At 38.0% G+C, this 22,975-nt stretch carries 19 protein-coding genes, 1 tRNA gene and 1 pseudogene; 10 read left to right on the top strand and 11 right to left on the bottom strand.

The annotated features are described in order from the left end of the window. Nucleotides 1–9 precede the first annotated feature (9 nt). Nucleotides 10–2,463 carry a fimbria/pilus outer membrane usher protein gene (locus ACNQO6_RS15180; RefSeq protein ID WP_440209504.1) on the top strand — a complete coding sequence of 818 codons (2,454 nt, stop codon included), beginning with the start codon at nucleotides 10–12 and terminating at the stop codon, nucleotides 2,461–2,463. Next, nucleotides 2,454–3,485, top strand: coding sequence for a Csu type fimbrial protein (locus tag ACNQO6_RS15175; protein ID WP_440209503.1), 1,032 nt, complete (start codon nucleotides 2,454–2,456; stop codon nucleotides 3,483–3,485). The genes ACNQO6_RS15180 and ACNQO6_RS15175 overlap by 10 nt, the downstream gene beginning before the upstream one ends. Nucleotides 3,486–3,808: 323 nt before the next feature. Here ACNQO6_RS15175 and ACNQO6_RS15170 read toward each other — a convergent pair whose 3' ends face one another. Continuing rightward, a complete protein-coding gene (locus tag ACNQO6_RS15170) occupies nucleotides 3,809–4,297 on the bottom strand; it encodes a hypothetical protein (protein ID WP_440209502.1) in 489 nt (162 codons plus the stop codon). Next, a pseudogene (locus ACNQO6_RS15165) lies at nucleotides 4,294–4,662 on the bottom strand (hypothetical protein); the annotation flags it as partial. The gene ACNQO6_RS15170 and the pseudogene ACNQO6_RS15165, both read right to left, overlap by 4 nt. A 278-nt stretch (nucleotides 4,663–4,940) precedes the next feature. On the opposite strand from ACNQO6_RS15165, the gene ACNQO6_RS15160 reads away from it, so the two are divergent. Further along, entirely contained in the window at nucleotides 4,941–5,282 is a 342-nt protein-coding gene (locus ACNQO6_RS15160) for a hypothetical protein (protein WP_440209501.1), read from the top strand. Nucleotides 5,283–6,220: 938 nt separating this feature from the next. Continuing rightward, nucleotides 6,221–6,418 (top strand): hypothetical protein, encoded by a 198-nt coding sequence (locus ACNQO6_RS15155; protein ID WP_343581119.1) that lies wholly within the window; start codon nucleotides 6,221–6,223, stop codon nucleotides 6,416–6,418. Between the two features lie 277 nt (nucleotides 6,419–6,695). On the opposite strand, the gene ACNQO6_RS15150 is transcribed toward ACNQO6_RS15155, so the two are convergent. Together ACNQO6_RS15150 and ACNQO6_RS15145 are read right to left on the bottom strand one after the other, a co-directional pair. Continuing rightward, nucleotides 6,696–7,493, bottom strand: coding sequence for an alpha/beta fold hydrolase (locus ACNQO6_RS15150; RefSeq protein ID WP_343581120.1), 798 nt, complete (start codon nucleotides 7,491–7,493; stop codon nucleotides 6,696–6,698). A gap of 170 nt (nucleotides 7,494–7,663) precedes the next feature. Continuing rightward, the gene (locus ACNQO6_RS15145; protein WP_343581121.1) at nucleotides 7,664–7,798 is read right to left on the bottom strand and encodes a hypothetical protein; all 135 of its coding nucleotides are present in this window, start codon (nucleotides 7,796–7,798) and stop codon (nucleotides 7,664–7,666) included. 405 nt (nucleotides 7,799–8,203) lie between these two features. Here ACNQO6_RS15145 and ACNQO6_RS15140 point away from each other — a divergent pair, with 405 nt between their 5' ends. Then, nucleotides 8,204–8,401, top strand: a complete 198-nt coding sequence (locus tag ACNQO6_RS15140) for a hypothetical protein (protein WP_440209500.1) — start codon at nucleotides 8,204–8,206, stop codon at nucleotides 8,399–8,401. A 72-nt stretch (nucleotides 8,402–8,473) separates the two neighbouring features. Here the strand turns inward: ACNQO6_RS15140 and ACNQO6_RS15135 are convergent, their stop codons facing one another. From ACNQO6_RS15135 to ACNQO6_RS15125, 3 genes are all read right to left on the bottom strand, one after another. Then, a complete protein-coding gene (locus ACNQO6_RS15135; protein ID WP_440209499.1) occupies nucleotides 8,474–9,298 on the bottom strand; it encodes a hypothetical protein in 825 nt (274 codons plus the stop codon). A 6-nt stretch (nucleotides 9,299–9,304) separates the two neighbouring features. After that, nucleotides 9,305–9,712, bottom strand: a complete 408-nt coding sequence (locus ACNQO6_RS15130; protein ID WP_343581126.1) for a hypothetical protein — start codon at nucleotides 9,710–9,712, stop codon at nucleotides 9,305–9,307. A gap of 574 nt (nucleotides 9,713–10,286) precedes the next feature. Then, the gene (locus ACNQO6_RS15125) at nucleotides 10,287–10,919 is read right to left on the bottom strand and encodes a glutathione S-transferase family protein (protein WP_440209515.1); all 633 of its coding nucleotides are present in this window, start codon (nucleotides 10,917–10,919) and stop codon (nucleotides 10,287–10,289) included. Nucleotides 10,920–11,520: 601 nt separating this feature from the next. On the opposite strand from ACNQO6_RS15125, the gene ACNQO6_RS15120 reads away from it, so the two are divergent. After that, nucleotides 11,521–12,138: a thiol:disulfide interchange protein DsbA/DsbL gene (locus tag ACNQO6_RS15120; protein WP_440209498.1), complete on the top strand. Its 618-nt coding sequence runs from the start codon at nucleotides 11,521–11,523 to the stop codon at nucleotides 12,136–12,138. A gap of 654 nt (nucleotides 12,139–12,792) precedes the next feature. Here the strand turns inward: ACNQO6_RS15120 and ACNQO6_RS15115 are convergent. From ACNQO6_RS15115 to ACNQO6_RS15105, 3 genes are all read right to left on the bottom strand, one after another. After that, nucleotides 12,793–13,476, bottom strand: coding sequence for a pirin family protein (locus tag ACNQO6_RS15115; protein WP_440209497.1), 684 nt, complete (start codon nucleotides 13,474–13,476; stop codon nucleotides 12,793–12,795). A 187-nt stretch (nucleotides 13,477–13,663) separates the two neighbouring features. Beyond that, a complete protein-coding gene (gene argG, locus ACNQO6_RS15110) occupies nucleotides 13,664–15,007 on the bottom strand; it encodes an argininosuccinate synthase (RefSeq protein WP_009513367.1) in 1,344 nt (447 codons plus the stop codon). Nucleotides 15,008–15,280: 273 nt separating this feature from the next. Then, nucleotides 15,281–16,132, bottom strand: coding sequence for a LysR family transcriptional regulator (locus tag ACNQO6_RS15105; protein WP_005231275.1), 852 nt, complete (start codon nucleotides 16,130–16,132; stop codon nucleotides 15,281–15,283). A gap of 169 nt (nucleotides 16,133–16,301) precedes the next feature. On the opposite strand from ACNQO6_RS15105, the gene ACNQO6_RS15100 reads away from it, so the two are divergent. The 3 genes from ACNQO6_RS15100 to ACNQO6_RS15090 all read left to right on the top strand — a co-directional run bounded on the left by ACNQO6_RS15100 (nucleotide 16,302) and on the right by ACNQO6_RS15090 (nucleotide 19,635). Then, nucleotides 16,302–17,219, top strand: a complete 918-nt coding sequence (locus tag ACNQO6_RS15100; protein WP_440209496.1) for a DMT family transporter — start codon at nucleotides 16,302–16,304, stop codon at nucleotides 17,217–17,219. Nucleotides 17,220–17,429: 210 nt separating this feature from the next. Then, nucleotides 17,430–19,460, top strand: coding sequence for an NADPH-dependent 2,4-dienoyl-CoA reductase (locus ACNQO6_RS15095; RefSeq protein WP_032866733.1), 2,031 nt, complete (start codon nucleotides 17,430–17,432; stop codon nucleotides 19,458–19,460). Nucleotides 19,461–19,545: 85 nt separating this feature from the next. Beyond that, nucleotides 19,546–19,635 (top strand) — tRNA-Ser (locus ACNQO6_RS15090). 199 nt (nucleotides 19,636–19,834) lie between these two features. Here the strand turns inward: ACNQO6_RS15090 and ACNQO6_RS15085 are convergent. Beyond that, entirely contained in the window at nucleotides 19,835–20,695 is an 861-nt protein-coding gene (locus ACNQO6_RS15085) for a siderophore-interacting protein (RefSeq protein ID WP_440209495.1), read from the bottom strand. A 377-nt stretch (nucleotides 20,696–21,072) separates the two neighbouring features. Here ACNQO6_RS15085 and ACNQO6_RS15080 point away from each other — a divergent pair, with 377 nt between their 5' ends. Next, a complete protein-coding gene (locus ACNQO6_RS15080; protein WP_440209494.1) occupies nucleotides 21,073–22,920 on the top strand; it encodes an AMP-binding protein in 1,848 nt (615 codons plus the stop codon). The last annotated feature ends 55 nt before the right edge of the window (nucleotides 22,921–22,975 follow it).

The raw sequence follows: 22,975 nt of genomic DNA, 5'->3' as shown, positions 1-22,975 counted from the left end.
GAGGCATGAATGAAATATATTATAAGTGCCTTATGTGTAGCTTACCTCCCAATTTATGCTTTAGCTGAGCCATTGCAGGATAGTACCAACTCTTTAATCCCTTCTATTCCAAACTTGGTAGATAGTAATGCTACTAATACAAATAAGAATAGCGATGAGTTATCGGAAAACGATATAAAATTATTTTTAAACGTTTTTATTAATTCAAATACTTCTTATGATTTGATTTCTGTTAGAAAACAAGAGGGCGATAAGTTCTATATTCGTGCCCGTGACTTAAAGGCTCTAAGACTAAAACTGGATGAGCAAATCCCAGAGAGCAAGTGGGTATGTATTAACGATCTAAAAGGTATCCAATTTAAATATCTTGAGAATGAACAATCTTTAAATTTAAATATTCCACCAAGCATGTTAACAGGCTATGCAGTGGATCTAAATGGTCAACAGATCACCAGTCCGGATTTGCTCAAGATGAAACCCTTAAACGCGGCTATTCTCAACTATAGCTTGTATAACACCATTACAAATGACGAAAATAGTTTTGCAGGATCCATTGAGGGAATCTTTAACAGTGCGATTGGTAATTTTTCTTCAGGGTTGTTATATAACGGAAATGATGAAAATAGTCTTAGCAATGAAAAATGGGTACGTCTAGAGAGTAAGTGGCAATATGTCGATCCTGAAAAAGTCAGGATATATACTTTAGGTGACTTTATTTCAAATAGTCCTGACTGGGGCAGTAGTGTACGTCTTGCCGGTTTCCAATGGTCCAGCGCCTATACCCAGCGAGGTGATATTGTGACGTCGGCATTGCCGCAATTCTCCGGCTCGGCTGCACTGCCTTCGACGCTTGATTTATACGTCAACCAGCAAAAGATTTATTCAGGACTAATACCTTCAGGCCCATTTGACATTAAACAGCTTCCATTTATTTCCGGAAATGAAGTCACGCTGGTAACTACCGATGCGACTGGAAAGCAGAGTATTACCAAAAAGCCTTATTATTTTTCATCTAAGATTTTAGCTAAAGGCATTAACGAGTTTTCAGTAGATGTCGGCGTTCCACGTTATAACTATGGTTTAAAATCAAATGATTATGACGATGCCACCTTTGCATCAGGTGCGATTCGATACGGTTACAGCAATTCATTATCTTTAAGCGGTGGTGTGGAAGCTTCGACAGATGGTCTTTCGAATCTCGGCACAGGATTTGCCAAAAATGTTTTCGGTGTTGGAGTAATTAATGCGGATATCGCAGCAAGCCAGTATAAAGATGAAAACGGCTATTCGGCCTTGCTTGGCCTGGAAGGGCGCCTTAGCAAGAATGTTTCATTTAATACCAGTTACCGAAAAATATTTGATAACTATTTTGACCTTGCCCGTGTATCTCAAGTCAGATATTTAAAAGATAACTCGATCAATGCCGAATCACAAAACTATCTAAGCTATAGCGCACTGGCAGATGAAATTTTCAGGGCAGGGATTAGTTATAATTTTTATACAGGCTATGGCGCTTATCTGGGATATAACCAGATTAAATATAGCGACAACTCTTATAAATTACTGTCTGCCAATTTAAATGGAAGTATAAACAAGAACTGGGGCTTTTATGCCTCTGCATATAAAGATTATGAAAATAACAAAGACTATGGTATTTATTTTGCGCTGCGTTATACGCCGTCTAGCAGACTCAATGCGATCACAAGTATTTCTAGTGACAGTGGTAGAGTAAATTACCGCCAAGAAATATTTGGTTTGTCAGATCCACAAATCGGTTCATTTGGATGGGGCGGCTATGTGGAGCGAGATCAGGATGCGAATGAAAATAATGCATCAATATATGGTTCTTACAGAGCTCGCGCAGCCTCCCTGACCGGACGTTATAATCGATTTGGAGATAACGACCAGGTGGCACTTTCAGCGACGGGTTCACTGGTAGCTGCTGCAGGACGGATTTTTGCAGCCAATGAAATTGGAGATGGTTATGCTGTCGTGACTAATGCAGGGCCACGCAGCCAAATCTTAAATGGTGGGGTTAATCTAGGTTATACAGATAAGGCCGGCCGGTTTCTGATTCCTAGCCTTATGCCATATCAAGAGAATCACATTTATTTAGATCCCTCTTATTTACCTCTTAACTGGAATGTCAATTCTACAGACCAAAAAACTGTGGTCGGCTATCGCCAAGGAGCCTTGATTGACTTTGGTGCGCATCAGGTTCTTTCAGGATTAGTCAAACTTGTTGATCGAAATAACTCACCTTTATCGCCAGGCTATTCAGTTCAAATTAATGGACAACAACAGGGTGTAGTGGGCTATGACGGTGAAGTGTATATTCAAAACCTATTAAAGCAAAATAAACTTGAAGTTGATCTTCTAGACGATGGTTCGTGCCAAGTTGATTTCAGCTATAACAGCAACCAGTACTCAACTCAAAAATTGGGGCCTTACGTATGTCGTTAGTATTTGATATTGTAAATAAATTAGAAACTCCCAAAAGACTTTTAGCAACAATAAAGGCTTTCTTAGGAATTACATTATTATATCTAATTTATGCATTTTTTAGCCCGGCACATGCAGCATGTTCAATTGTTACTGGAAGTACTTCAAATACTTATACCTATACAGCTGCTAATATTAATAATGATGCCATTATTAATTATAGTGGGACAATTCGTTGCACTAATGGCGGTACGACCGCACAGATATCTCCTTATATGTGCATGAAAAGTGTATTTACAGGCTCAACCACAACAAATAGTAATGTATTTTTACCTTATACGGTAACTGCTACTGTTGGGGGAGCTGGTTCTTCCACAGTTAACCATGTATCCAATGTGTGGTATGGCCCAGTATCAACTGTTGCAAACAACGGTATATTTAATTTTTCTTTAAATGTAAGAGTACCTGCACGTACGGGGCTTATTAATGCATTTCCTACTGGCACATATACGGGAACTATCCAATTATTTTGGGATATGCAAGCGAATTCCAGCACACTTTGTGAAGGTAATAGTGGCGGTGGTTGGGATTCTGGAAACGCAACTTTCACAGCCAATTTTGTGATACCTACTTTATGCCAATTAAACTCAACTTCTAATGTTGATTTTGGCAATATTAATGATATTGGTACGACAACTCGTGACTATACCGCTTTGGGTGCCATTAATACTACTTGTAATCCAGGCTTGCCTTACACCATATACTTAGGTGATGGTAGTAATCGCATTGCTGGTGGTTTTAGACGTATGGCCAATAGCAGTAGTCAGTATATTCCGTATCAGTTATACAAGGACTCTAACTATAGTACTGTATGGGATGCAACTGGAGGAACAACCAATGTTGGCGGATCTGGAGGTGTCTCCAATACCGGTACAGGTAATGCTCAAAGTACAAATGTATATGGAAGAATTCCGCAAGGAACAACTATTTCAAGTACTCCGGGTAATTATTCAGATAACGTAGTTGTTACTGTTACGTATTAAATCATTTAAAAGGTAACGCTTTCACAGTTCATAATGATGCGCTCAAAATGTAAACGGTTAACGTAACAAAAATAAAGGGCAAATTTTGGGCGCCTATTAGATTTAAGTTATTGAATTCATTGAATGAGTACTACGTTGACATCGTAGAGGTCTCCAGTTCGAGTCTGGATATACCTACCAAAATTCTCGCTTTATCAGCGATTTACAAACCGCCTCTCAAGGCGGTTTTTTCTTTTAGATTTTTTTTCGCGAAACTAATTTACGCTCTAATGTGGATAAGAAAGCCGCTTAGTGCGGCTACTTTAAATGATTTGATTAGAGTGCTATGTACATACTTCAACAAAATTTTTAGCGGTTTGCTCTTTACTATCTCTTAATTTGATGACCTTTTCCCTTTCTTTATAGAGTCGATGTACATCACTTAGAGTTTCAACTTTAAGATCTTTTTTATACTTCTCACCAATTTTGCCTACATAGTTTTCCATATAGACAGTCATCCAACATATCGTATTGAGATCTGCATAATCGAAACCATTGCGGTCTAAACCTTCCACCCAATCAGGATACTCTTCACTTAAAAGACTACGAGCAGTTTCCAGCTTTACGTATGTATTATTAAAAAGCGTTTCTTTTAATGCAGGATCATTAGAGAAGTTCTTATTAGCTTCGATAAAAACTCTGTAGTTATCAGTTGCATAGTTTTTCAGATCTACTTTTACAAATTGATCAATATCATCTTTATCAGATGAGGCTTTACAAGATGTTAAGAATAAACATGAAATAGCTAGTACGGGGATTAATGTCATTTTCATAGTGAAAAACGGTTTTTAGGTGGAGTGTAGTTGTAGTTTTGAATATATTGAGAAACAGTTGCTCTATCATATGAACGTCCAAAGACATTTTGATACATATATTCATTAATTCCAAAAGGGCCATTGTTGGTAAATACTGCCAGAGCATTTGCTGCAAGAACAGGCTTGCTTGCATTATATAATGCTAAATCAATGATTTAACTAAAATTTTTCTTAGAAATTGCCATTCGAGCAGAAAAAGAATCTTTTGCTAATTCTAAGATCATTTCTGCCCCTTTATTTCTTGAATGCTTTTGTGCATATAAGGTGAACTTTGAATACATCATGGTATGAAAAGAATAGCGTTCTAATACCGTATCGCTAAACTATGGATGGAAATTGGAAAAGCCCACTGAAGATGAGTGCATTTCGATTCTATTTTAATTCTGAATTTATTTTAGCTTCATCAACTAGATTCTTGAGGTAAAACGATGATCTTTATTTGCTGTTAGGTCGGTTACTAATAGCTCGGCATTAATATTTCCATTCATCTGTTTTTTCTAAATTTTAATTCACTATCGCTATAATTTAAACTAAGTAAATCAGAGAACTGATTTGATTTTACAAAGATTTGTTTTTGTTATCTGGGGAATGACATTAGCTAATGAATAAAACATACATTATTCTGGGTATAAGTTTTATATTCATGTTTGGGGTTATATGGAAATCTAATCAGGATAGGTTGAAGAGGGAGTTAGAGAAGCAACAGCAATTCCAACAACACACGCAAAGAATGGCAGAGATGGAAGTAGAGCGACAAGTAAAATTACAACAAGAAGCAGCTGAGAAAGCCAGAAAAGATCAGCAACGTGCAATTGACAACGAGAATGCTAGACAGGAAACAGAGAGATTCGAACGTGAAATGAAAAAACAAGAACTGGCCCAAACCAGAGAGTATTCTAGTTCAGATCAAGAAGAGGACCCATTCAGACATATTTTTGATTAGAGCTATTCATTTTGGATGGTTTGGAAATGTGGTCTTTATCTTGTTAAACAAGATTTACTAGTTTTCTGTGTGAAACCGACTTTAACAAAGTTGGCTTTTTAGCGCTGAAATAATCGTAATTTGTTACGTACCGCCTTCAAGCGGTTTTTTTATTGCCTTGAGAAAAGGCTCAACTTAATCAAATGAGAGGTCTGAACATGTCATTGTCATTTATGCTGGATTCACGGGATCAGATTAAAGAAGAACATCGTACTTTTTGAGGGTAAAGTAGGCGAAATTATCCAGAAGCGTATCGAGAAAATGCGTGAACGACATGACAAGTTATTGACCGCTGAAAAACAGCGTGCGGATAAGTCCAAAGTCTATGTAATAAATTTGAGCAGTCCGTGATCCAAAGCCAGATTGTATAAGTTACTCTTGAAATTGAAGAGCTTAAAACAACCGACTAGGTTTGAACAGATGAGGTTTATGCCGAGCATAATCATCTGCCTGTTGGTCCAATATCTTAACGATTGCATCTTTGCTTTGGATGATCTGTTGCTGGAAGAAGCCAATAAAAAGGGGAAGGCGAAAAATGACACTGGTCGGGTGAAATGATGCTTTTATCGTGAATTGAATCACTATTTTCTTTAAAATATATGATAATTCACGTAAGTTTTCAAGGGGTTGAAAAATATGGAAATAGTTAAATTCTTAAAAAGCTTTAATACGGTTGGGTTCTATCTAACGCTCGCCTGTATTTTGTTAGCGGCTCTTATTTTGTATTTCTACTTTATCAATCCTCTTTAGATGGCGCGTCATCTTCAGGTGATTTTTTATTACTTTTATTTCAATATCAGAAAATTCTAGCAACACACCTAACACCATTGAAACAATTGAATTAAAAAGAGTTACAGTTGATTTGATATAAAAATTAGAAATAAAAAGGATTGATAATCATGCTAATCAAAATAGATTCCGAAAATTATATTAACCCGGCACATATCGTTGCTGTGTCTACGTTTACCTCACCTGATGGAATGGTAAGAATTACGATTGATACGGTTCCTTCAGCAAGTGGTCATGGTTCTTACCAAGTCATCACAATTAATGAAGAAGAGGCTACCCGTTTTATAAAACAGTTATCCGAGAACTGAAGTATTCCGTTCAATATCATTCGAGATAAATAAATCTGCCTTTAACAGTAAGAATTAATGCCACTTTGTGTCTGTTAATAAGCTGCATAGCTCCTCATATGATCAACAACAATATTCAAGTTGGAATATGTGTAAAAGCCCTATGAGGAGAGCTTTTAGGGGCTATATGTGGCAGGTGATGAGCTTAGCTTTAATAAGAGTACTCATCAAAAGCCAAAAGGAATTATTAAACTGAAGAAATCATCATTATTACTCCATGAGATTTAGGTACGAATTTCTATAAAGAATCATTGATGATTTTATCTAGAAAATGATCTATAGCATCGTTAACTGGTTTTGCATGAGTTAAATTAGCTGCATGCCCAGCTTCTGGAATAACTACTAGCTGAGAGTTTAAGCGCATAGCCATATCTTTAGCACGATCTAAGGTAATTGCTATATCCTTTTCTCCATGAATGACTATAGCGGGCAGATGAAGCTTCTTTATATCTTCAGATATATCTTCTCGATCGATAAGCGCATTAAACGAAGCGCTTAGGTTATGTGCTTTCCAGCTTTTCCATTTTTTTTGCCATAACAATTTTTCGGGAGAGTCTTCACCAAGAATTATACTGGCGATGAAATCTGAAGTTTCCTGAGATAAACCTTTATCAGCCCAGTCATCGAATAAAACTTTATAACCAACTAACTTTTCTTGATCTTCTAATTGGGCTTGCGTGTCTATCAATACCAATCCGCTTACCCGATTAGGGTGTTTTAAAGCACAACGCAAAGACAGATATCCACCTTGACTCATCCCAACAAGTATAGCTTTCTCTATATGTAATGCGTCTAAAATAGCAATTAAATCATCTGCAGAATCATAGTAGTTGAATAGTTCAATCGAGTCGCTTGCAGTTTGACCATGACCTCTTTCGTCCCAGGCAATACAGCGATATTTATCTTTGAAGAACTCAATTTGTTGATTGAACATTTCGTTATCCATTAGTAATCCATGGGAAAATACCAAGGCTGTAGAACCACGACCAGAATCAGTAAAGTATAAAGATTGTCCATTATGTGTAAGAAAAGGCATTTTAAAACTCCTGATGATACTTGCTGTTATTTACCAATAAAGTAGATTTGGATGAGTTGTGTTTTTTATATAAGCATATGATTTTTTTAATAGGGGGCATCACAAAAAGTAAAAGCCCTCTATGAGGGCCTTTACTGGCTATGCTGAGGTTGTATATTTTTTAAGAAAAATTAATGGCCACCACCTGTACAACTAAAGCTACAGCCACCAAAAGTAGATGTACCATTTTTAGAGGAATGATCTGCTGCCATAGCGCCAGAAGAAACCGTAATCAACATTGCTAAAGATAGTAATACTTTTTTCATAAAGTGATCTCATTTAAAATTAATTTGTTTTTATGATTTATAACGTTATAAATCATGTAACTTAAATTATATATAATATATTAATTACAATATTGTTGAAGTTTAGCTCCTTTGTTTGTATTTGTATACATACAGGTCTGTATATATAAATTTAATTGACTTGTAATATTTTTATGAGTACCTGTTTTAGTCTTTATAAAACTCAATCAAGTAGCTTTTTTAAGATTGAATCTGATAATTGTTAAACATAATTAAGTTGCTTTGTTAAGTATTAGGCATAATTAATCTATTTTGTTAAATATTTGAACGGTGATTTTTGTTTAGAAAAAGTAATGGTTCTTTTTTAGAACTTCTGTTAATGATATCTTTCTGCCGGTTCCTTTCTAAATATAAATTGGAAAAAAGATGTCTGATAAAATTCAAGGCTTACTAACAATTACTGTAATTGCATTTCTTCTATTGCTTGGTGTCTTATTATCTGCAATAGGAATTATTAATGCTGATAAGTTACTTATTTTAATAGGGATTTTGTTGATTGTAGCAGCTCTGTTTTTTAAATCTATCTCGAAGTTTAGTTTTAGTGATTGGAGAAGTTACTTTTAGATTGAAGGTGTGTTTGAGTAATTAAAAATTATAAATGCCAACTTTTAAAGGTTGGCATTTATTAATAAGTGTTTATTTGTGCTTGGTTAAAGCGGTTAGAATATTATCGACCTGAGCTCGTGAGAGGTTCTCTGTCGATAAAGAGTAGTACCTATCTTTATAATTAAAATGAACATTATAGATATCATTGCCATTATCTGTTTTTAAGGTTTCCAGAGTCATCGGAATATTGTTGATATTGTAGTTTAGACTCTCTTTGTAAACCTCAACAATTGAACTGTTATTCGGGTTTAGATACATTTCAGTAATTTCAAATTTCTTATCATCCCGACTTTCATATAGACGATATAAAGAGTTGTATTTCCCTTCATTAATCGCTCCAGAATACCATTTACCCGTTAGATCCATATCAGGTAATAAATTATCAGTATTTGTTGGCTCAAAATCTAAAGGTTTTTCCTCTTTTAAAGCTGCTCTTTTTTTATCGAGATGGGCAAACTCATGTGTAACTTTACCCCCACTAAAACTGCCGTAACGGTTCAAATTATCAAATTCTTTGGCAAGTATTTCTTTTTGATTCTTAGGCAAATTTGATTCAGCCAGTGTGATATACAATACACCATCTGGGTATCTCTCACGTAACGATTTCAAATCTGCATCAAAAGCTAAAATAGAAGATCGGCTAGGAGGAAGAGTTTGGATGTTATCAATAGCTTCGTTCTCATTATTGAGCTTCTTAAAGTTGGATGGAGTAGAGGCTTCAGAAAGTGGGGGATCTTCTTTATCATTACCTAATCTTTTAGTTTCCTCAACGCCTTGAGATTTTATAAAAAGGGTAATACATACGATTGCTACAATGAGAAATGCGATGATCAGAAAAGTTTTTTGTTTATTCATAATGCCTTATAGAATTTGACCAATTTTACCGTTGCAGTCTTTTGCTGAAGTATATTGTGAAACAGCGCGCCCACTATCTAAAGTTTCATAATGAGTGCCTGAAACCTGCCAAAATCTTGCGTCTGTTGTGGGATCTACAAAACCGGCTCTTACACGATAGCCTTCAGGAATACTCGAATTATCAGTACGGGTATTCCCGTTAGTCGCTTTCTGGACCGTTTTTGCATACATATTTTTATGTTGACCTGTTAAGGCATCATAAGAAATGGATTCGTTATACCAACCATATCCGATTTTGGGAACATAAAATTTACAGTTGCTTCTACTAAATGCTTCGGCTGGAACAGTAGCGGAAAATACAGATGGGGCGCTTAAAATTAAAGAGGTTAAAAGAAGAAGTTTTTTTAAAGCCATTTATTTCCCCCGAAATTTATCAATTGATATCAGGCTTATACTTAATATTGTTACATAATTCATCTAATATCTTTTATTAAATGTAAACTTATATAATTAAAATATTTTATTCTAGTAGGTTTTTTAATTTAAGTTTTTGATAAATAAATAGAATAAATTTTATTTTTTGCTTTATTTGTCACCTGGTTTTGCAATGTTTTTATGTGAATAGTATGGTAATTTTTTAATAATCTATTGAGTAATGATGGGACGGAGGGCTGGGCGTGATAGCTCAATAGTAATAGACGAAGTACATCACTTAACCATTATTGGTATGATATGGGTCAATGAGCCAGAATGCTTAAATGTAATTAATATGAATTGATGCAAATAGCAGGTATATTGTTAGATGATTGAATAGGGTTCACAACCAATCAATCAACAAAAAGTCCGTCGAAAGATGTGCTTTTTTTGTAGAGGAAATTTATCGGTTTTTATACGTGGAAGCCCTCATGAGAAGGCTTGTTTCACAACTTAATTTGTTCAAAAGGAGCCTGAGCTAGTTTTTCATTAAGTGATTGAACACGATATTTTTTTAGGCTAGCACTGTATCTTGTTCAATTTTTTCTGCTGCTTTCCAGCTAGGTAGTGAGCTCAAATGTTCTACATAGCTTTTGATATGTGGATAATTTTCACCTTGCCCCATATGATAAATTAAGCCGTGAAGCCCAAATCCCATCATAAAGTCTGCTCCAGTTAAACGATTGTCCACCAAGAATGTTTTATCCTTCAGATAATCATTTAAAAAACCGAAGACCTTATCAAATTCAACTTGAGTATAGTCTTCTAGAAATGCCAATTGGGTTCCATGTTTCACTTCAATCGCATTAAAAGTTTTCATTAGAAATGGGACCATGGCAGAGCTTTCTGCGAAATGAATCCATTGTAGGTAATCTGCGTAAGCAGCGTCGTTGCTATCAGGTGCTAGATGGGGTGCAAGACTCTGAATTAATAATTCTACTATAGCTCCGGATTCCGCAATGACTTTACCTTGCCATTCGATCACGGGAGATTTTCCTAAAGGATGAATATTTTTTAGTGACTCAGGCGCTAAATGAGTTTTTAAATCACGGTAATAGCATTGCAATTGATAGGGTTGTTTAATTTCTTCAAGTAGCCACAAAATCCGAAAAGAACGTGATTGGTTTAAGTGATGTAAGGTAATCATGATAATTCCAGTTTTAAATAATTTATGGGCAATTTCCCCATATTCTACGACTTCCAATATACACTTAAGTTCTGGCTGCTACTGATCAATTTACTGTATAGACCAAGGCAAGGTGAGAAAAGTAATGAAAAATTTAGTTGAGCGTCATGGGGCTTGTACGACAACTCCGCGTACATTACATAAATAAATATTGGACACCTGGTTAAGGTTAGCCAGGACGATGAAAAATTTGACATTTGAGGTTGATCACAATATGTACCTGATCTTGTGGTACCTTTCGATGCTTATCTAAACAGGTATCTTCCTCAAACTATTTATTCAACAAGATACGTTGAGCGATTAAGAAACATACATAATATAACGAAATAAATATTAAAAATGGATCTATTAAGCTGTTGCAATTTTGTTTTTTAATTGTTGATTTTAATCGATAATTCACAAGACCTAATTTTTGTAGGGCATTTCTCGAGTAAACTATGGATATCGTAGTCTAATATCAACTGTTGAAGGAAATAAACAGTGTTTTACGATGACGTTTTGGAAGAGTGTTACTTATAAATTCTCAGGCGCGATAAAAGGCGTTATGAGCTTAGTGAAGTTAATGAAAAAATTTATTTTAACGGGCCTTACTGCAATTGTTGCAGTACTTTCTACCCAGACAATGGCTGCAGATTTTGTTGCAGGTAAAGATTATACGGTTGTACAAAATCCAGAAAAAACGTCTGTTCCAGATAAAATCGAGGTCCGGGAATTTTTTTGGTATGGCTGTACCTATTGCTTTAAATTAGAACCGCATATGCAAAGCTGGTTAAAGAAGATTCCAAAAGATGTGTATTTTCTTCGTACGCCTGCAGCAATGACACCTATATGGGAGCAGGGGGCACGTGCCTATTATGTCAGTGAAGCATTAGGCGTTCGTAAGCGTACACATTTACCATTATTCCATGCTAATTTTTCTGGCAATCAAAGAGTTTTGCAAAAGGAAGCTTTTGCTAAATTTTTTACCCAATACGGCGTACCTGAGCAAAAATTTAATAGCATGTTTGATTCTTTTGCAATCACAGCAAAAATTGCCGAATCCAATCAATTGGCGCTTAAATACCAACTCACTGGCGTTCCTGCGGTCGTGGTAAATGGTAAATATATTGTTCAGGGCGGTGATGAAAAGGTTGTGCAAGTGGTGGATTATCTGGTGAATAAAGAACGTAAAAACAAATAATGTTTAGTCTTTTTATGATGACATTCTTTTGAATTCAACACATTCTTTAAACAGTTTGCTTCGTCACGGCCATGCTGTATTGGGTTTAGCTTTTTAGCATTAAAAGGGTGCTTGACCCCATTCATAATTGGTGCTAATTTAAACAATAAGGAAGTCATATACTATTTGGGATTTAAGAGAAATCTTGCCTAAATGCAAAAAGATATGATGACCTGAATACACAGCTAACAACGAACGAAACAATCTAGATTGTTTTTAAAAATGTTCAAGGTTGTAGAAAAGCCCGTTAATCGGGCTTTTTTAATGTCTATCTTTTTAAAAGTCTAGACTCAGGATATAGTCGTTTCTAAAGATTGGCAGGGCACTCAAGATTTCTAATGCTGTTATTTATTGTTCTGGTTGTTGTGATGGGCTTGGTTTTATCCATTCTCTGGGTAAAGAAAACCAGCGCTAGACAAGTTTCATCTGACTCTAGTGATTCGCATTCGCCAACATCTTATATCAATGAATCATCTCAACATCATGATTCAAGACATACCGATCACTGTAGCATAAGCGACAGTACTAACTCGGATTCTGGGAGTTGTGATGGTGGGGGAAGTAGCGATTAAAAAGCTCGTACCCCCGAGGGAGGAGTACGAGTTAAACCGGGACTTAAGGTAGGTCAAACCAGATCATCTGACTGTCTTGTAGTGCAGTAATGGTTGCTGTTTCATCAAATAGCAAGGCATCACCTGCTTTCACTAAATGATCTGCAATCATCACTTCACCTGAAATTACGTGCACGTAGTTCACTTTTTTCCGTGCTGTAATGTCTAGATGTTGATCCTTTTCAATGACCGCAGTTTTCACTTCAGCATTTTGACGGATCAGCATCGGTGCAGATTTATCACCTGCGATCAAGTGCCATTGGTTTGGATGATCTTTCGGATTGAGCTGAATTTGCTGATAGGTGGGTTCCGCATCTTGTACATTTGGTTGAATCCAGATCTGTAACAGATGCACCGCTTTATCATGCTTGTTCATTTCACTGTGAGTGACGCCTGTACCCGCACTCATCAATTGCCATTCACCAGCATTGATCTGGCCTTCATTACCCATGCTGTCTTTATGGGAAATGGTGCCGTCCAGTACACAAGTCAGGATTTCCATATTGTCATGCGGGTGAGTACCAAAACCATTGTGTGCAGCCACGGTATCGTCATTAATGACGCGCAGGGCACTGACACCCATGTATTTCGGGTTGTACCAGCTACCAAATGAAAAACTATGATAGGTGTCTAACCAGCCTGCTTTAACATGACCACGATTTTCACTGCGATGTAGATAAGCATTCATCTTTCATCTCCCAAATTATTATGTTCTGCTTGATGCTTATATTATCGATTCATAATAGGTATAAATAGTCTTTTATTGCGACGTGTTGTTCTATAATTGAGATGATGGGGTTGCTTATTGTAAGGGCATAAAAAAGGCCGAATACAAGATTCAGCCTTTTAAGGTTTGATACCAATGTATCAAATGCTTATTTTGATTTGTTTTCCAATTGTGGAATTGCAGAGCCTTGACCTACAGAAAGCAGACCAGTTTCTGTGTAGATACCCAGTTTTGCACGTGTATCTGTGATATCAAGGTTACGCATGGTTAACTGACCGATACGATCCATCGGTGTAAACATCGAATCACCTTTCTCCATGGTTAAACGCTCAGCTTCATAAGTAAGGTTCGGAGATTCAGTGTTCATGATGGTGTAATCATTACCACGACGTAATTCAAGTGTTACAGTACCGGTAATCGCTTTCGCAACCCAACGTTGCGCAGTTTCACGGAGCATCAATGCTTGTGAATCAAACCAGCGACCTTGGTAAAGTAAACGACCTAAACGTAAACCGTTGATACGGTATTGTTCAATCGTATCTTCGTTATGAATACCAGTGACTAGACGCTCATAAGCAATGTGTAACAATGCCATACCCGGTGCTTCATAAATACCGCGAGATTTTGCTTCGATAATACGGTTTTCGATCTGGTCAGACATACCTAGACCATGACGGCCACCGATACGGTTTGCTTCTAAAATAAATTCAACCGGATCTTCGATGCGTTGGCCATTCAGTGCAACCGGCATACCTTCTTCAAAAGTAATGCTCACTTGTTCTGGCTGGATTTCAACGTCGTCTTTCCAGAATGCAACACCCATAATCGGGTCGACGATTTTAATACCGGCATTCAGGTATTCTAAATCTTTGGCTTCATGTGTTGCGCCCAACATATTCGAGTCAGTTGAATAGGCTTTTTCTTTTGACATTTTATAGTCAAAGCCGTTGTCGATTAAGAATTGCGACATTTCGGCACGGCCACCTAACTCGTCAATAAACTGTTGGTCTAACCACGGTTTATAGATTTTAAGGGCAGGGTTGGTCAATAAACCGTAACGATAGAAACGTTCAATATCGTTACCTTTATAAGTCGAGCCATCACCCCAGATATTAACGTCATCTTCTTTCATTGCGGTGACCAGCATGGTACCTGTCACTGCACGACCTAAAGGTGTGGTATTGAAATAAGGAACACCGCCCGTGCTGATATGGAATGCGCCACATTGAATCGCGGCAATACCTTCAAGCGCAAGTTGTAAACGACAATCGATTAATCGAGCTTTGACTGCGCCGTACTGTTCAGCTTTCTTTGGAATAGCATCATAGTCATCTTCATCAGGTTGACCCAGATTTGCAGTATATGCATAAGGCTCTGCGCCTTTCTGTTTCATCCATAATAAAGCTGCTGAAGTGTCTAAACCACCAGAGAAGGCAATCCCTACTTTTTTACCTACTGGTACATGCTGCAAGATCGTTGCATTATCAGTCATTGCTAGTCCTAACTATTTCGAAATAGGCACCCTAATACTTCGGTGACCAAAGAGAATTTATACGTTCCGTACTATATCACTTTTCAAATCGATTTTTTTTCTGTTAGGAAAGGAATTCTTTTTTTTTCATTTGAAAAATAGATTAACATCGGAAAAATATAAAGTTTTACGATAAGCATGAACAATAAGGCATGAACAGGCTGTGGGCTTTAAAAGTCTCAAGTGAAGAGAAGGTAAAGAGGTTGCAAACACGTTTTATAAAAAGTGTTTTAGTTAAAGCGCATCATTTAAGCCAATAAATTGCTTCTCGATCGGTGTAAAGACATGGTCATTGCGTGCAATCAAATATAGACCAATGTCCCGATATTGTTCAGGCGTTTCCCGATAATATTGAATCTTGTATTTCTCAATCAATGACTTGGCAATCATGGAAATGCCCATACCCAGCTGGGTAAAGTGAATTAAAGCTTCATGATCATAAATATGGGTGAGTTCACCCTTTTTGAGATTATAGTCGCTATAGATGCTATCCAGAGTTGTGGCATAGCAGCATTGTTCAGAGGCCAGCAAGATATTTTGATGATTCAGACACTCTTCAAGACTGTCGTGGTTAATCATATTTTTGCCAATAATCACCAGTTGATCATCCGCCTTTTGAATATATTGCAGGTTCTTCTGTTTTGGATGACCTAGTGCATAGGCCATATCCAGATTGCCGGCGAGAATTTCATCTTCAATATAGCCCGTAGAACCCGTTTTCATGGTAATCGAGAGGTCAGGATAAGCCTCATATAATTTGCTAAAAGACGGGTAAAAACGCATGCCACCGAGACTGGTATTGGTTCCGAAACGCAGTACGCTTTCTTGTTGATAGATTTTATTTTCGGTTTCCTCCCAGGTGAACATCATCTTTTTATATTGGGTATACAAATTCATACCTGATTCAGTCAGTTCAACGCCTTTGGGTCTACGGATAAATAACTGGCGTTTGTAATGATTTTCAATTTTCTTGATTTTTGCAGTCATATTGGATTGTAAATAATTGAGCTTATGTGCCGCCGCCGTAATACTTTTTAGCTCGGCTACAGTGACAAAAGAACGGATATCATTAATATCAATATTCACGGCAATTCCTCAATCGTGCCAGCTCATCCATTCCGAAAGATAAAAATCAAAAAGGAGAGTCTGCTAAATCGACATCAAAAAAAATGATGGATCTATTAAAACATAGCATTATTCATGATGTCATTTATTTTATACACTAACATGACTTTCCAAGGGTTGAGTACAACACGTGAATATTCGAGTCGTAAGCGCAATCGCGTTGTTATGTCTGGTCTGGGGTTCTTTATGGGGCTTGGTTAAACACAGTTTGCAAGTCTTTCCACCATTCCTGTTTATTTCTACACGTTTGATTCTGGCAGCACTGACTTTAATGATCATACAGCGAATGTTGAAGAAACCGATTTTGCCAAAAGCGTCAGAGTGGAAGCCCTTAATGATTTTAAGCTTGCTGATTTGTCTTGGTTTCTATGCAACGCAAACCTTTGCGATGCAATTTGTGGATTCGGGTTTATCGGCAGTGCTGGTCTTTACCATGCCAATTTTTATTGGTGTGCTGGCACACTATTTCTTAAATGAACGTTTGAATAGCCAAAAGGGTTTAGGGCTGGTTTTAGGAACATTGGGGCTGATCGCCATTCTTTGGCCACAACTGCAACATATCCATATGAATACCTCATTGCTCGGGCAAATCTTGTTAATTGGTTCTGGCTTCTTTTGGGCCTTATCAACGGTGTTTATTAAAAAGAATTTTGCGACGTATGACAAAATCAAGCTGACTATTTGGCAGCTGTTATTAGGTGGCGCTGTTATTTTTGTTGGTGCTTTAGTTTTTGAACCTGTAAATGTTCAGGTTTGGCTCAACCCTCTAAATGAATCTGCGTTATTTTATATTGCAGTGGTTGGAACCGGATTTGCGTTTGTACTGTGGAACTGGATCGTGAGTCAGGTGGATACTTTTGTTGCTTCGATCTCAATCATGTGTATTCCAATTCTGAGTCTATTTTTTGGTTCTTTAATTTGGCATGAACCTTTAACCCTGAATATCTTAATCGGTGCGGTCTTCATTTGTCTGGGGATTGTGATGAGTTCGCTCAAAGTGAAAAAAACAAAAAGTCGATTGGCTTATTCATGCAATCAACAGCCTTAAGCGATGTGCCATTTTTAAATGTTGGTATAAAAAAGCAGTCAGTGAAATGGCTGCTTTTTTATCGGTCGATAATGAACAATAGCTTCCAGTCATCACATTAAATTGACACTTTCAACCATTAAAATTCGCGCTATAGTCATCCCAAATCAATAAAAAAGTATTAAAGTACTATGCAACAAGTTGCAAAGCCAAAATTAAAGAAGGAATACCATGACTAGCTATGCAAATATCTTAAAACCATTACATTTGGGTTTTACTACCATTAAAAACCGTGTCGTAATGGGCTCAATGCATTCAGGTTTAGAAGATCGTTTTTTTAATTATCCTAAACTTGCAGCTTATTTCGGTGAGCGTGCAAAGGGTGGTGTTGGCTTAATTATCACGGGGGGGATTTCTCCAAACCGTCAAGGCTGGTTATTACCAGCGGGCGGAACCATGAATAGTCTGGCAGATATTCCGCATCATCGTCTGGTCACGCATGCGGTACATAAACATGGTGCAAAGATTCTGATGCAGATTTTGCATTCCGGGCGTTATGGTTATCATCCTTTTTCAGTTTCTTCTTCTCCCATCCAAGCGCCCATTAATCCGTTTAAGCCACGTCAGATGTCTGATTCACAGATTTTGGCAACCATTGATGATTATGCCCGTTGTGCCAGTCTGGCCAAAAAAGCCGGCTATGATGGCGTAGAAATCATGGGTTCAGAAGGTTATTTAATTAACCAGTTCCTGAGCAGCCATGTCAATAAACGTACTGATCGCTGGGGCGGCGATATTGAAAACCGTATGCGTTTTCCAGTCGAAATCGTCAAGGCCATTCGTGCCAAAGTCGGTGAAAAATTTATTATTGCTTTCCGTCTGTCTTTGCTGGATCTGGTACATGATGGCAATACCATGCAAGAAGTGATTGTGGTCGCCAAAGCATTGGAAAAAGCAGGTATTACTTTGCTCAATACCGGGATTGGCTGGCATGAAGCTCGTGTGCCGACTATTGTAACTTCTGTACCGCGTGCAGCATTTGTCGACTATACCGCAGCCGTGAAGCAGCATGTTTCTGTTCCGGTGATTGCATCGAATCGTATCAATATGCCGGATGTTGCTGAAGAAATCATTGCTTCAGGTAAGGCGGATATGGTGCAGATGGCACGTCCATTTTTGGCAGATCCGTATTGGGTCAATAAAACAGCCACCAATCGTGTTGATGAAATTAACACCTGTATTGCCTGTAACCAAGCCTGTTTAGACCATGCTTTTAAAAATCAAAGGGTCACTTGTCTGGTCAATCCGCAAGCCTGTTTTGAAACTGAACTGGTCTATATCAAAACCAAAAAACCAAAACGTATCGCCGTTGTCGGTGGTGGTGTAGCTGGAATGTCTGCCGCAACAGTAGCTGCAAGTCGTGGTCATGCCGTGACGTTATTTGAAGCCAATGACGATGTTGGTGGGCAGTTTAATCTGGCCAAAGTAGTGCCTGGTAAAGAAGAGTTCCATGAAACCATTCGTTATTTTAAAGTGCAATTGAAGCAAACCGGTGTCGATGTGCGTTTAAATACGCGGATCAGTCGCGAACAATTAGAGCGAGAAGGCTTTGATGAGGTGGTGGTAGCAACAGGCGTGGTGCCACGTGCGTTAAAAATACAAGGCAGCACCGCACCTCAGGTCTTGTCTTATGCCGAGGTTTTGCGTGGTGCTGAGGTCGGACATAAAGTTGCGGTGATTGGTGCAGGCGGGATTGGCTTTGATGTATCAGAGTTTCTATTAAAGCCACCTCATCAGCCTCAGCCGCAACCTTTGGCAGAGTGGCAACGTGAATGGGGGGTTGACCCAAACCCGGATTATATTTCTGAAGGGGGCATGCAGCGTCCAGAAGTGGACGTTCCTGTGCGTCAGATTTATTTATTGCAACGTAAAACGACACCACTCGGAATCGGTCTGGGTAAAACTTCGGGATGGGTGCACCGTGCGCAACTGAAAAAACATGCTGTGCGTATGTTACGTGGTGTGCAGTATAAGGCAGTGACTGATGAAGGCTTATGGGTTGAACATAATGGACACGATCAATTGTTGCGCGTAGATACCATTGTGGTCTGTGCCGGACAAGAATCGGTTAAGGATTTAATGCCAAAAGAAGGTGAAAGTACTTTGGCAAACTATCATATTATTGGCGGAGCCAAGCTTGCTGCGGAGCTCGATGCAAAGCGAGCGATCCGAGATGGTGCTGAATTAGCCGCTAAACTGTAAAATTGATGAAACAATATGCATTTGAATACATTGCAGTTAAATTTCTCTTGTATAAACAGGGCAAGCTTTGTATTCTTACGCACATGGAAGCGTGGCAGAGCGGTTTAATGCACCGGTCTTGAAAACCGACGAGGGTGTGAGTCCTCCGTGAGTTCGAATCTCACCGCTTCCGCCAAATATCAAAAAAGGGAATCAAACATATAGTTTGATTCCCTTTTTCTTTGTCATAACTTTGGCACGCTTTGAAATTTTAGTAATTTCTTCTTTATTCTTATTCAAGTTAATCTATTTTTACATCATCGTGTGCCAACTAAAGGAATAGCCCTGTTATCAAGGTTAATCGAACTTCACCGTAGATTTGGGCAAACTGGATGCTAATTCGACATATCCAGATCATCATATTCGTTCAAGGTCTTACCTTGTTGAATATGCTCCTGATAATGTTTAGCACGTAACAGATCGAGTTCTGAACCGGACATGCCATCTTTCCAGTAGCCTGCAATACGTACGTCGTTTTTATTCAAGTGTTTGTCTTCTAGAAAAAATTGACGTAAGGCCCTTGCCTCATTGCGTTCGCAAGCCGCCCAAATCGTCATATTTTCATAATTTTCTAGCGCAAATGCTGCTTTTAAAAGAACACCTTTTTGTGGCGTGTGATGTTCTTTATGGAACGAATGGATTTTTACATGGTCATGATGGGGTAATTGGTGAGCAATATCTTTTTCAAAACTTTCAATGAAAATATCAGCACTTACGCCATTTTCCCATTCGTTCAGTATCGAATGTAACGCGGGTACAGCCGTATCATCGGCAAACATGACCACATGTTTTTGATGGATAAAATTGGGTATAAAATGAGGGCGGGGACCAATAAGCCCGATTTTTGTACCCACTTGAGCCGAATTAAGCCATTGCATTGCTGGGCTTAAATCTTCATGTTTAACAAAATCAATTTCGATTTGCGCATTTACAGGATCGAATGAACGTACCGTATAGACGCGTGAGATGGGATGTCCCTCTGGTGAATGGCTCACAATTAAGCGAATGGCCAAATTGGGAGCTTGCCAAAGCTCTGGTTGTAAGGTGTTGATTTTTCCTTGAATTCTTACAATAGATGGAAAAGGGGAATGGATTGAGATAATGGTCATCTCAAGCTGTTCCAGATCTTGTAAATGGTCTTTCTGTTTGAGTATATCGCTATATTCTGGTTTTGTTTGTTCTGCAATTTTTGTCATATATATCACCTAAGCTTAATGACGACTATAGAGCGAGATAATGGTTATAAATGTAATCTCTTTATCGGTTACGATAACCAACTCTTGTCTAAATGTAAATAATAATTATTATCAATTGTGAGCTAAAGTCAATGAAGCTACCCTCTAAGTCATTAAATATAAAAGTAAACAATTAATTTATAGTTTTGATATCAAGAATTTTAAACCAATTAATGGGACGTTCTTATGGCATTAATTGAAAATGATTATCATTTGTATTATTGTAAGGGCATAACTATGATTCGAATCAAGAGCGACTAAGATAATATTTTTATAGCATGGTTTTGAAGATTAGATGGGGCAGTACTGAATAAATAATCGGGTGAGGAAATAGATAAATGCTAAACGATTTTAATCAAAATTTAGAGCAAATGAATCATAAAAATAACGACATAGAAAATTTCTTAAAGCGAATTTATGAAAATATTTTTGATCGGACGTCCAATCGAACAGCAATCATTTTTGAAGACCGTAGCGTGAGTTATGCCGAGGTCGGGACCCAAGTCGCCAAAGTCATGTCTGCGCTAAAAAAGCAAGACTTGGTGACAGGATCAGTGGTTGCAATTTGCCTGAGAAAAAGTCCTGAGCATATTTATACTGCTTTGGCATGTGCGTTAACAGGCATTATCTGGCTACCTGTAGATATGGATTCACCGCCGTCGAGACTAAACTATTTATTGACGAATAGTCGGGCAGATGTGGTGGTGAGCGATGCCCCCATTGCTGGTGTCCAAAACCTAAATATTAATGAAATTTTATCGGCTACCACTGAGGATGAACCTAGCTTTAATGCCGAAATTAACCGGCTTCCGGCATATTATTTATATACGTCGGGAAGTACAGGCACTCCGAAATGTGTGGTCTTAAATAATCAGGCCACTGCAAACACGCTACAGCAGACGATTTCGAAATGGGAAATGACTACTGATGACGTCATTATGGCAGTAACACCGTTTCATCATGATATGTCGGTATTTGATGTATTCGCCTCAATGGCTGTGGGTGCAACATTGGTGGTGCCATCTTTTGAACAGAGTAAAAATGCTGTTGTCTGGGCCGATCTGGTAGATCGCTACAAGGTTACGCTTTGGAGCAGTGTGCCTGCCATTGTCGATATGCTCTTCAGTGTAGCTCGTAAAGAACAGTTACGGTCTTTGCGTTTAATTGCCCAAGGCGGCGACTATATCAAACCTGCACTCATCTCGAAGTTAAGACAACAATTATCTCACGCGCGTTTATTTTCATTAGGTGGCCCTACAGAGACCACGATTTGGAGTATATGGCATGAAATTGATGAGCAAGATCAGGACATTATTCCGTATGGAAAAGCTTTAGAAAATAACCGATATTTTATTTTAGATAAAAATCTGAAGCCTTGCTCAATGGGTGAGGTCGGTACGATGTATATGACTGGGCTTAACTTATCAAATGGCTATTTACTGAATGGAGAAATTTATTATAAGGATTTCGTTGATCTTCCGGTAAGCGACAGCGAAACTCAAACAGCTTTCCGCATGAGTGATCAAGGCTATGTCCGGGAAGATGGAAATATTATTTTTGCGGGGCGTGAGGAAGGTTATTTAAAGATAAAAGGCGTGAGAATCGCTGCGGCCGAAGTTGAAAATGCTTTGACAAAGAACCCGTATATTCATAATTGTGTGGTAATCAGTTGTGTACATCCAACCACTGAAACTCAAGAGTTAGTCGCTGTTTATACCCTGGATAATCAATCTGAAACTACGGGCTTAAGTCATCACGAATTAAAGAACTTTTTAAAAGTACATTTACCGAGTTCACATATTCCTTCGAAATATTTGGCCATCGACACCATACCTTTGACCCGAAATGGCAAAATTGATCGTAAAGCTGTGCAAGAAGTCGCTCAGGGGAAACTTTACCTATCTGCTACGTGGTCTGTAAATTCCACTACAACACAGTCATCAACCGCGGAAGTGGGAGATTCGGTCTTATCAGTTTTCCGTGACTGCATCGCGGATAGCCAAGCTGAAAAAATGGATATTTTTTATAGAACTGAAATATTGGATATAGGCATTCGTCCGAAACAGCTCATGAGTATTGCCCAGAAACTTTCTCAGAAGCTCAGTACCGAAATTGATTTTTATACACTGATGAGCTGCAAAACAATTCAGGATGTGGTGAATAAAGTAGAGCAGCAAATCAGATAGGGACATTGAAATGTGCTTAAAAGGAAGTTGAGTTGTTCGCTTTTAAGCACATGGT

The organism is Acinetobacter calcoaceticus (assembly GCF_051947995.1).
In the GTDB taxonomy this organism is placed as follows: Bacteria; Pseudomonadota; Gammaproteobacteria; order Pseudomonadales; family Moraxellaceae; genus Acinetobacter.
Note: the sequence above shows the minus strand (reverse complement) of the source record. Positions and strands in the feature narration are given on the sequence as shown.

Bases quoted from the DNA above. Each gene is read 5' to 3' on its own strand.
- ACNQO6_RS15180 (WP_440209504.1), top strand. From the start codon at position 10: ATGAAATATATTATAAGTGCCTTATGTGTAGCTTACCTCCCAATTTAT.
- ACNQO6_RS15175 (WP_440209503.1), top strand. From the start codon at position 2,454: ATGTCGTTAGTATTTGATATTGTAAATAAATTAGAAACTCCCAAAAGA.
- ACNQO6_RS15170 (WP_440209502.1), bottom strand. From the start codon at position 4,297: ATGAAAATGACATTAATCCCCGTACTAGCTATTTCATGTTTATTCTTA.
- ACNQO6_RS15160 (WP_440209501.1), top strand. From the start codon at position 4,941: ATGAATAAAACATACATTATTCTGGGTATAAGTTTTATATTCATGTTT.
- ACNQO6_RS15155 (WP_343581119.1), top strand. From the start codon at position 6,221: ATGCTAATCAAAATAGATTCCGAAAATTATATTAACCCGGCACATATC.
- ACNQO6_RS15150 (WP_343581120.1), bottom strand. From the start codon at position 7,493: ATGCCTTTTCTTACACATAATGGACAATCTTTATACTTTACTGATTCT.
- ACNQO6_RS15145 (WP_343581121.1), bottom strand. From the start codon at position 7,798: ATGAAAAAAGTATTACTATCTTTAGCAATGTTGATTACGGTTTCTTCT.
- ACNQO6_RS15140 (WP_440209500.1), top strand. From the start codon at position 8,204: ATGTCTGATAAAATTCAAGGCTTACTAACAATTACTGTAATTGCATTT.
- ACNQO6_RS15135 (WP_440209499.1), bottom strand. From the start codon at position 9,298: ATGAATAAACAAAAAACTTTTCTGATCATCGCATTTCTCATTGTAGCA.
- ACNQO6_RS15130 (WP_343581126.1), bottom strand. From the start codon at position 9,712: ATGGCTTTAAAAAAACTTCTTCTTTTAACCTCTTTAATTTTAAGCGCC.
- ACNQO6_RS15125 (WP_440209515.1), bottom strand. From the start codon at position 10,919: ATGATTACCTTACATCACTTAAACCAATCACGTTCTTTTCGGATTTTG.
- ACNQO6_RS15120 (WP_440209498.1), top strand. From the start codon at position 11,521: ATGAAAAAATTTATTTTAACGGGCCTTACTGCAATTGTTGCAGTACTT.
- ACNQO6_RS15115 (WP_440209497.1), bottom strand. From the start codon at position 13,476: ATGAATGCTTATCTACATCGCAGTGAAAATCGTGGTCATGTTAAAGCA.
- argG (WP_009513367.1), bottom strand. From the start codon at position 15,007: ATGACTGATAATGCAACGATCTTGCAGCATGTACCAGTAGGTAAAAAA.
- ACNQO6_RS15095 (WP_032866733.1), top strand. From the start codon at position 17,430: ATGACTAGCTATGCAAATATCTTAAAACCATTACATTTGGGTTTTACT.
- ACNQO6_RS15085 (WP_440209495.1), bottom strand. From the start codon at position 20,695: ATGACAAAAATTGCAGAACAAACAAAACCAGAATATAGCGATATACTC.
- ACNQO6_RS15080 (WP_440209494.1), top strand. From the start codon at position 21,073: ATGCTAAACGATTTTAATCAAAATTTAGAGCAAATGAATCATAAAAAT.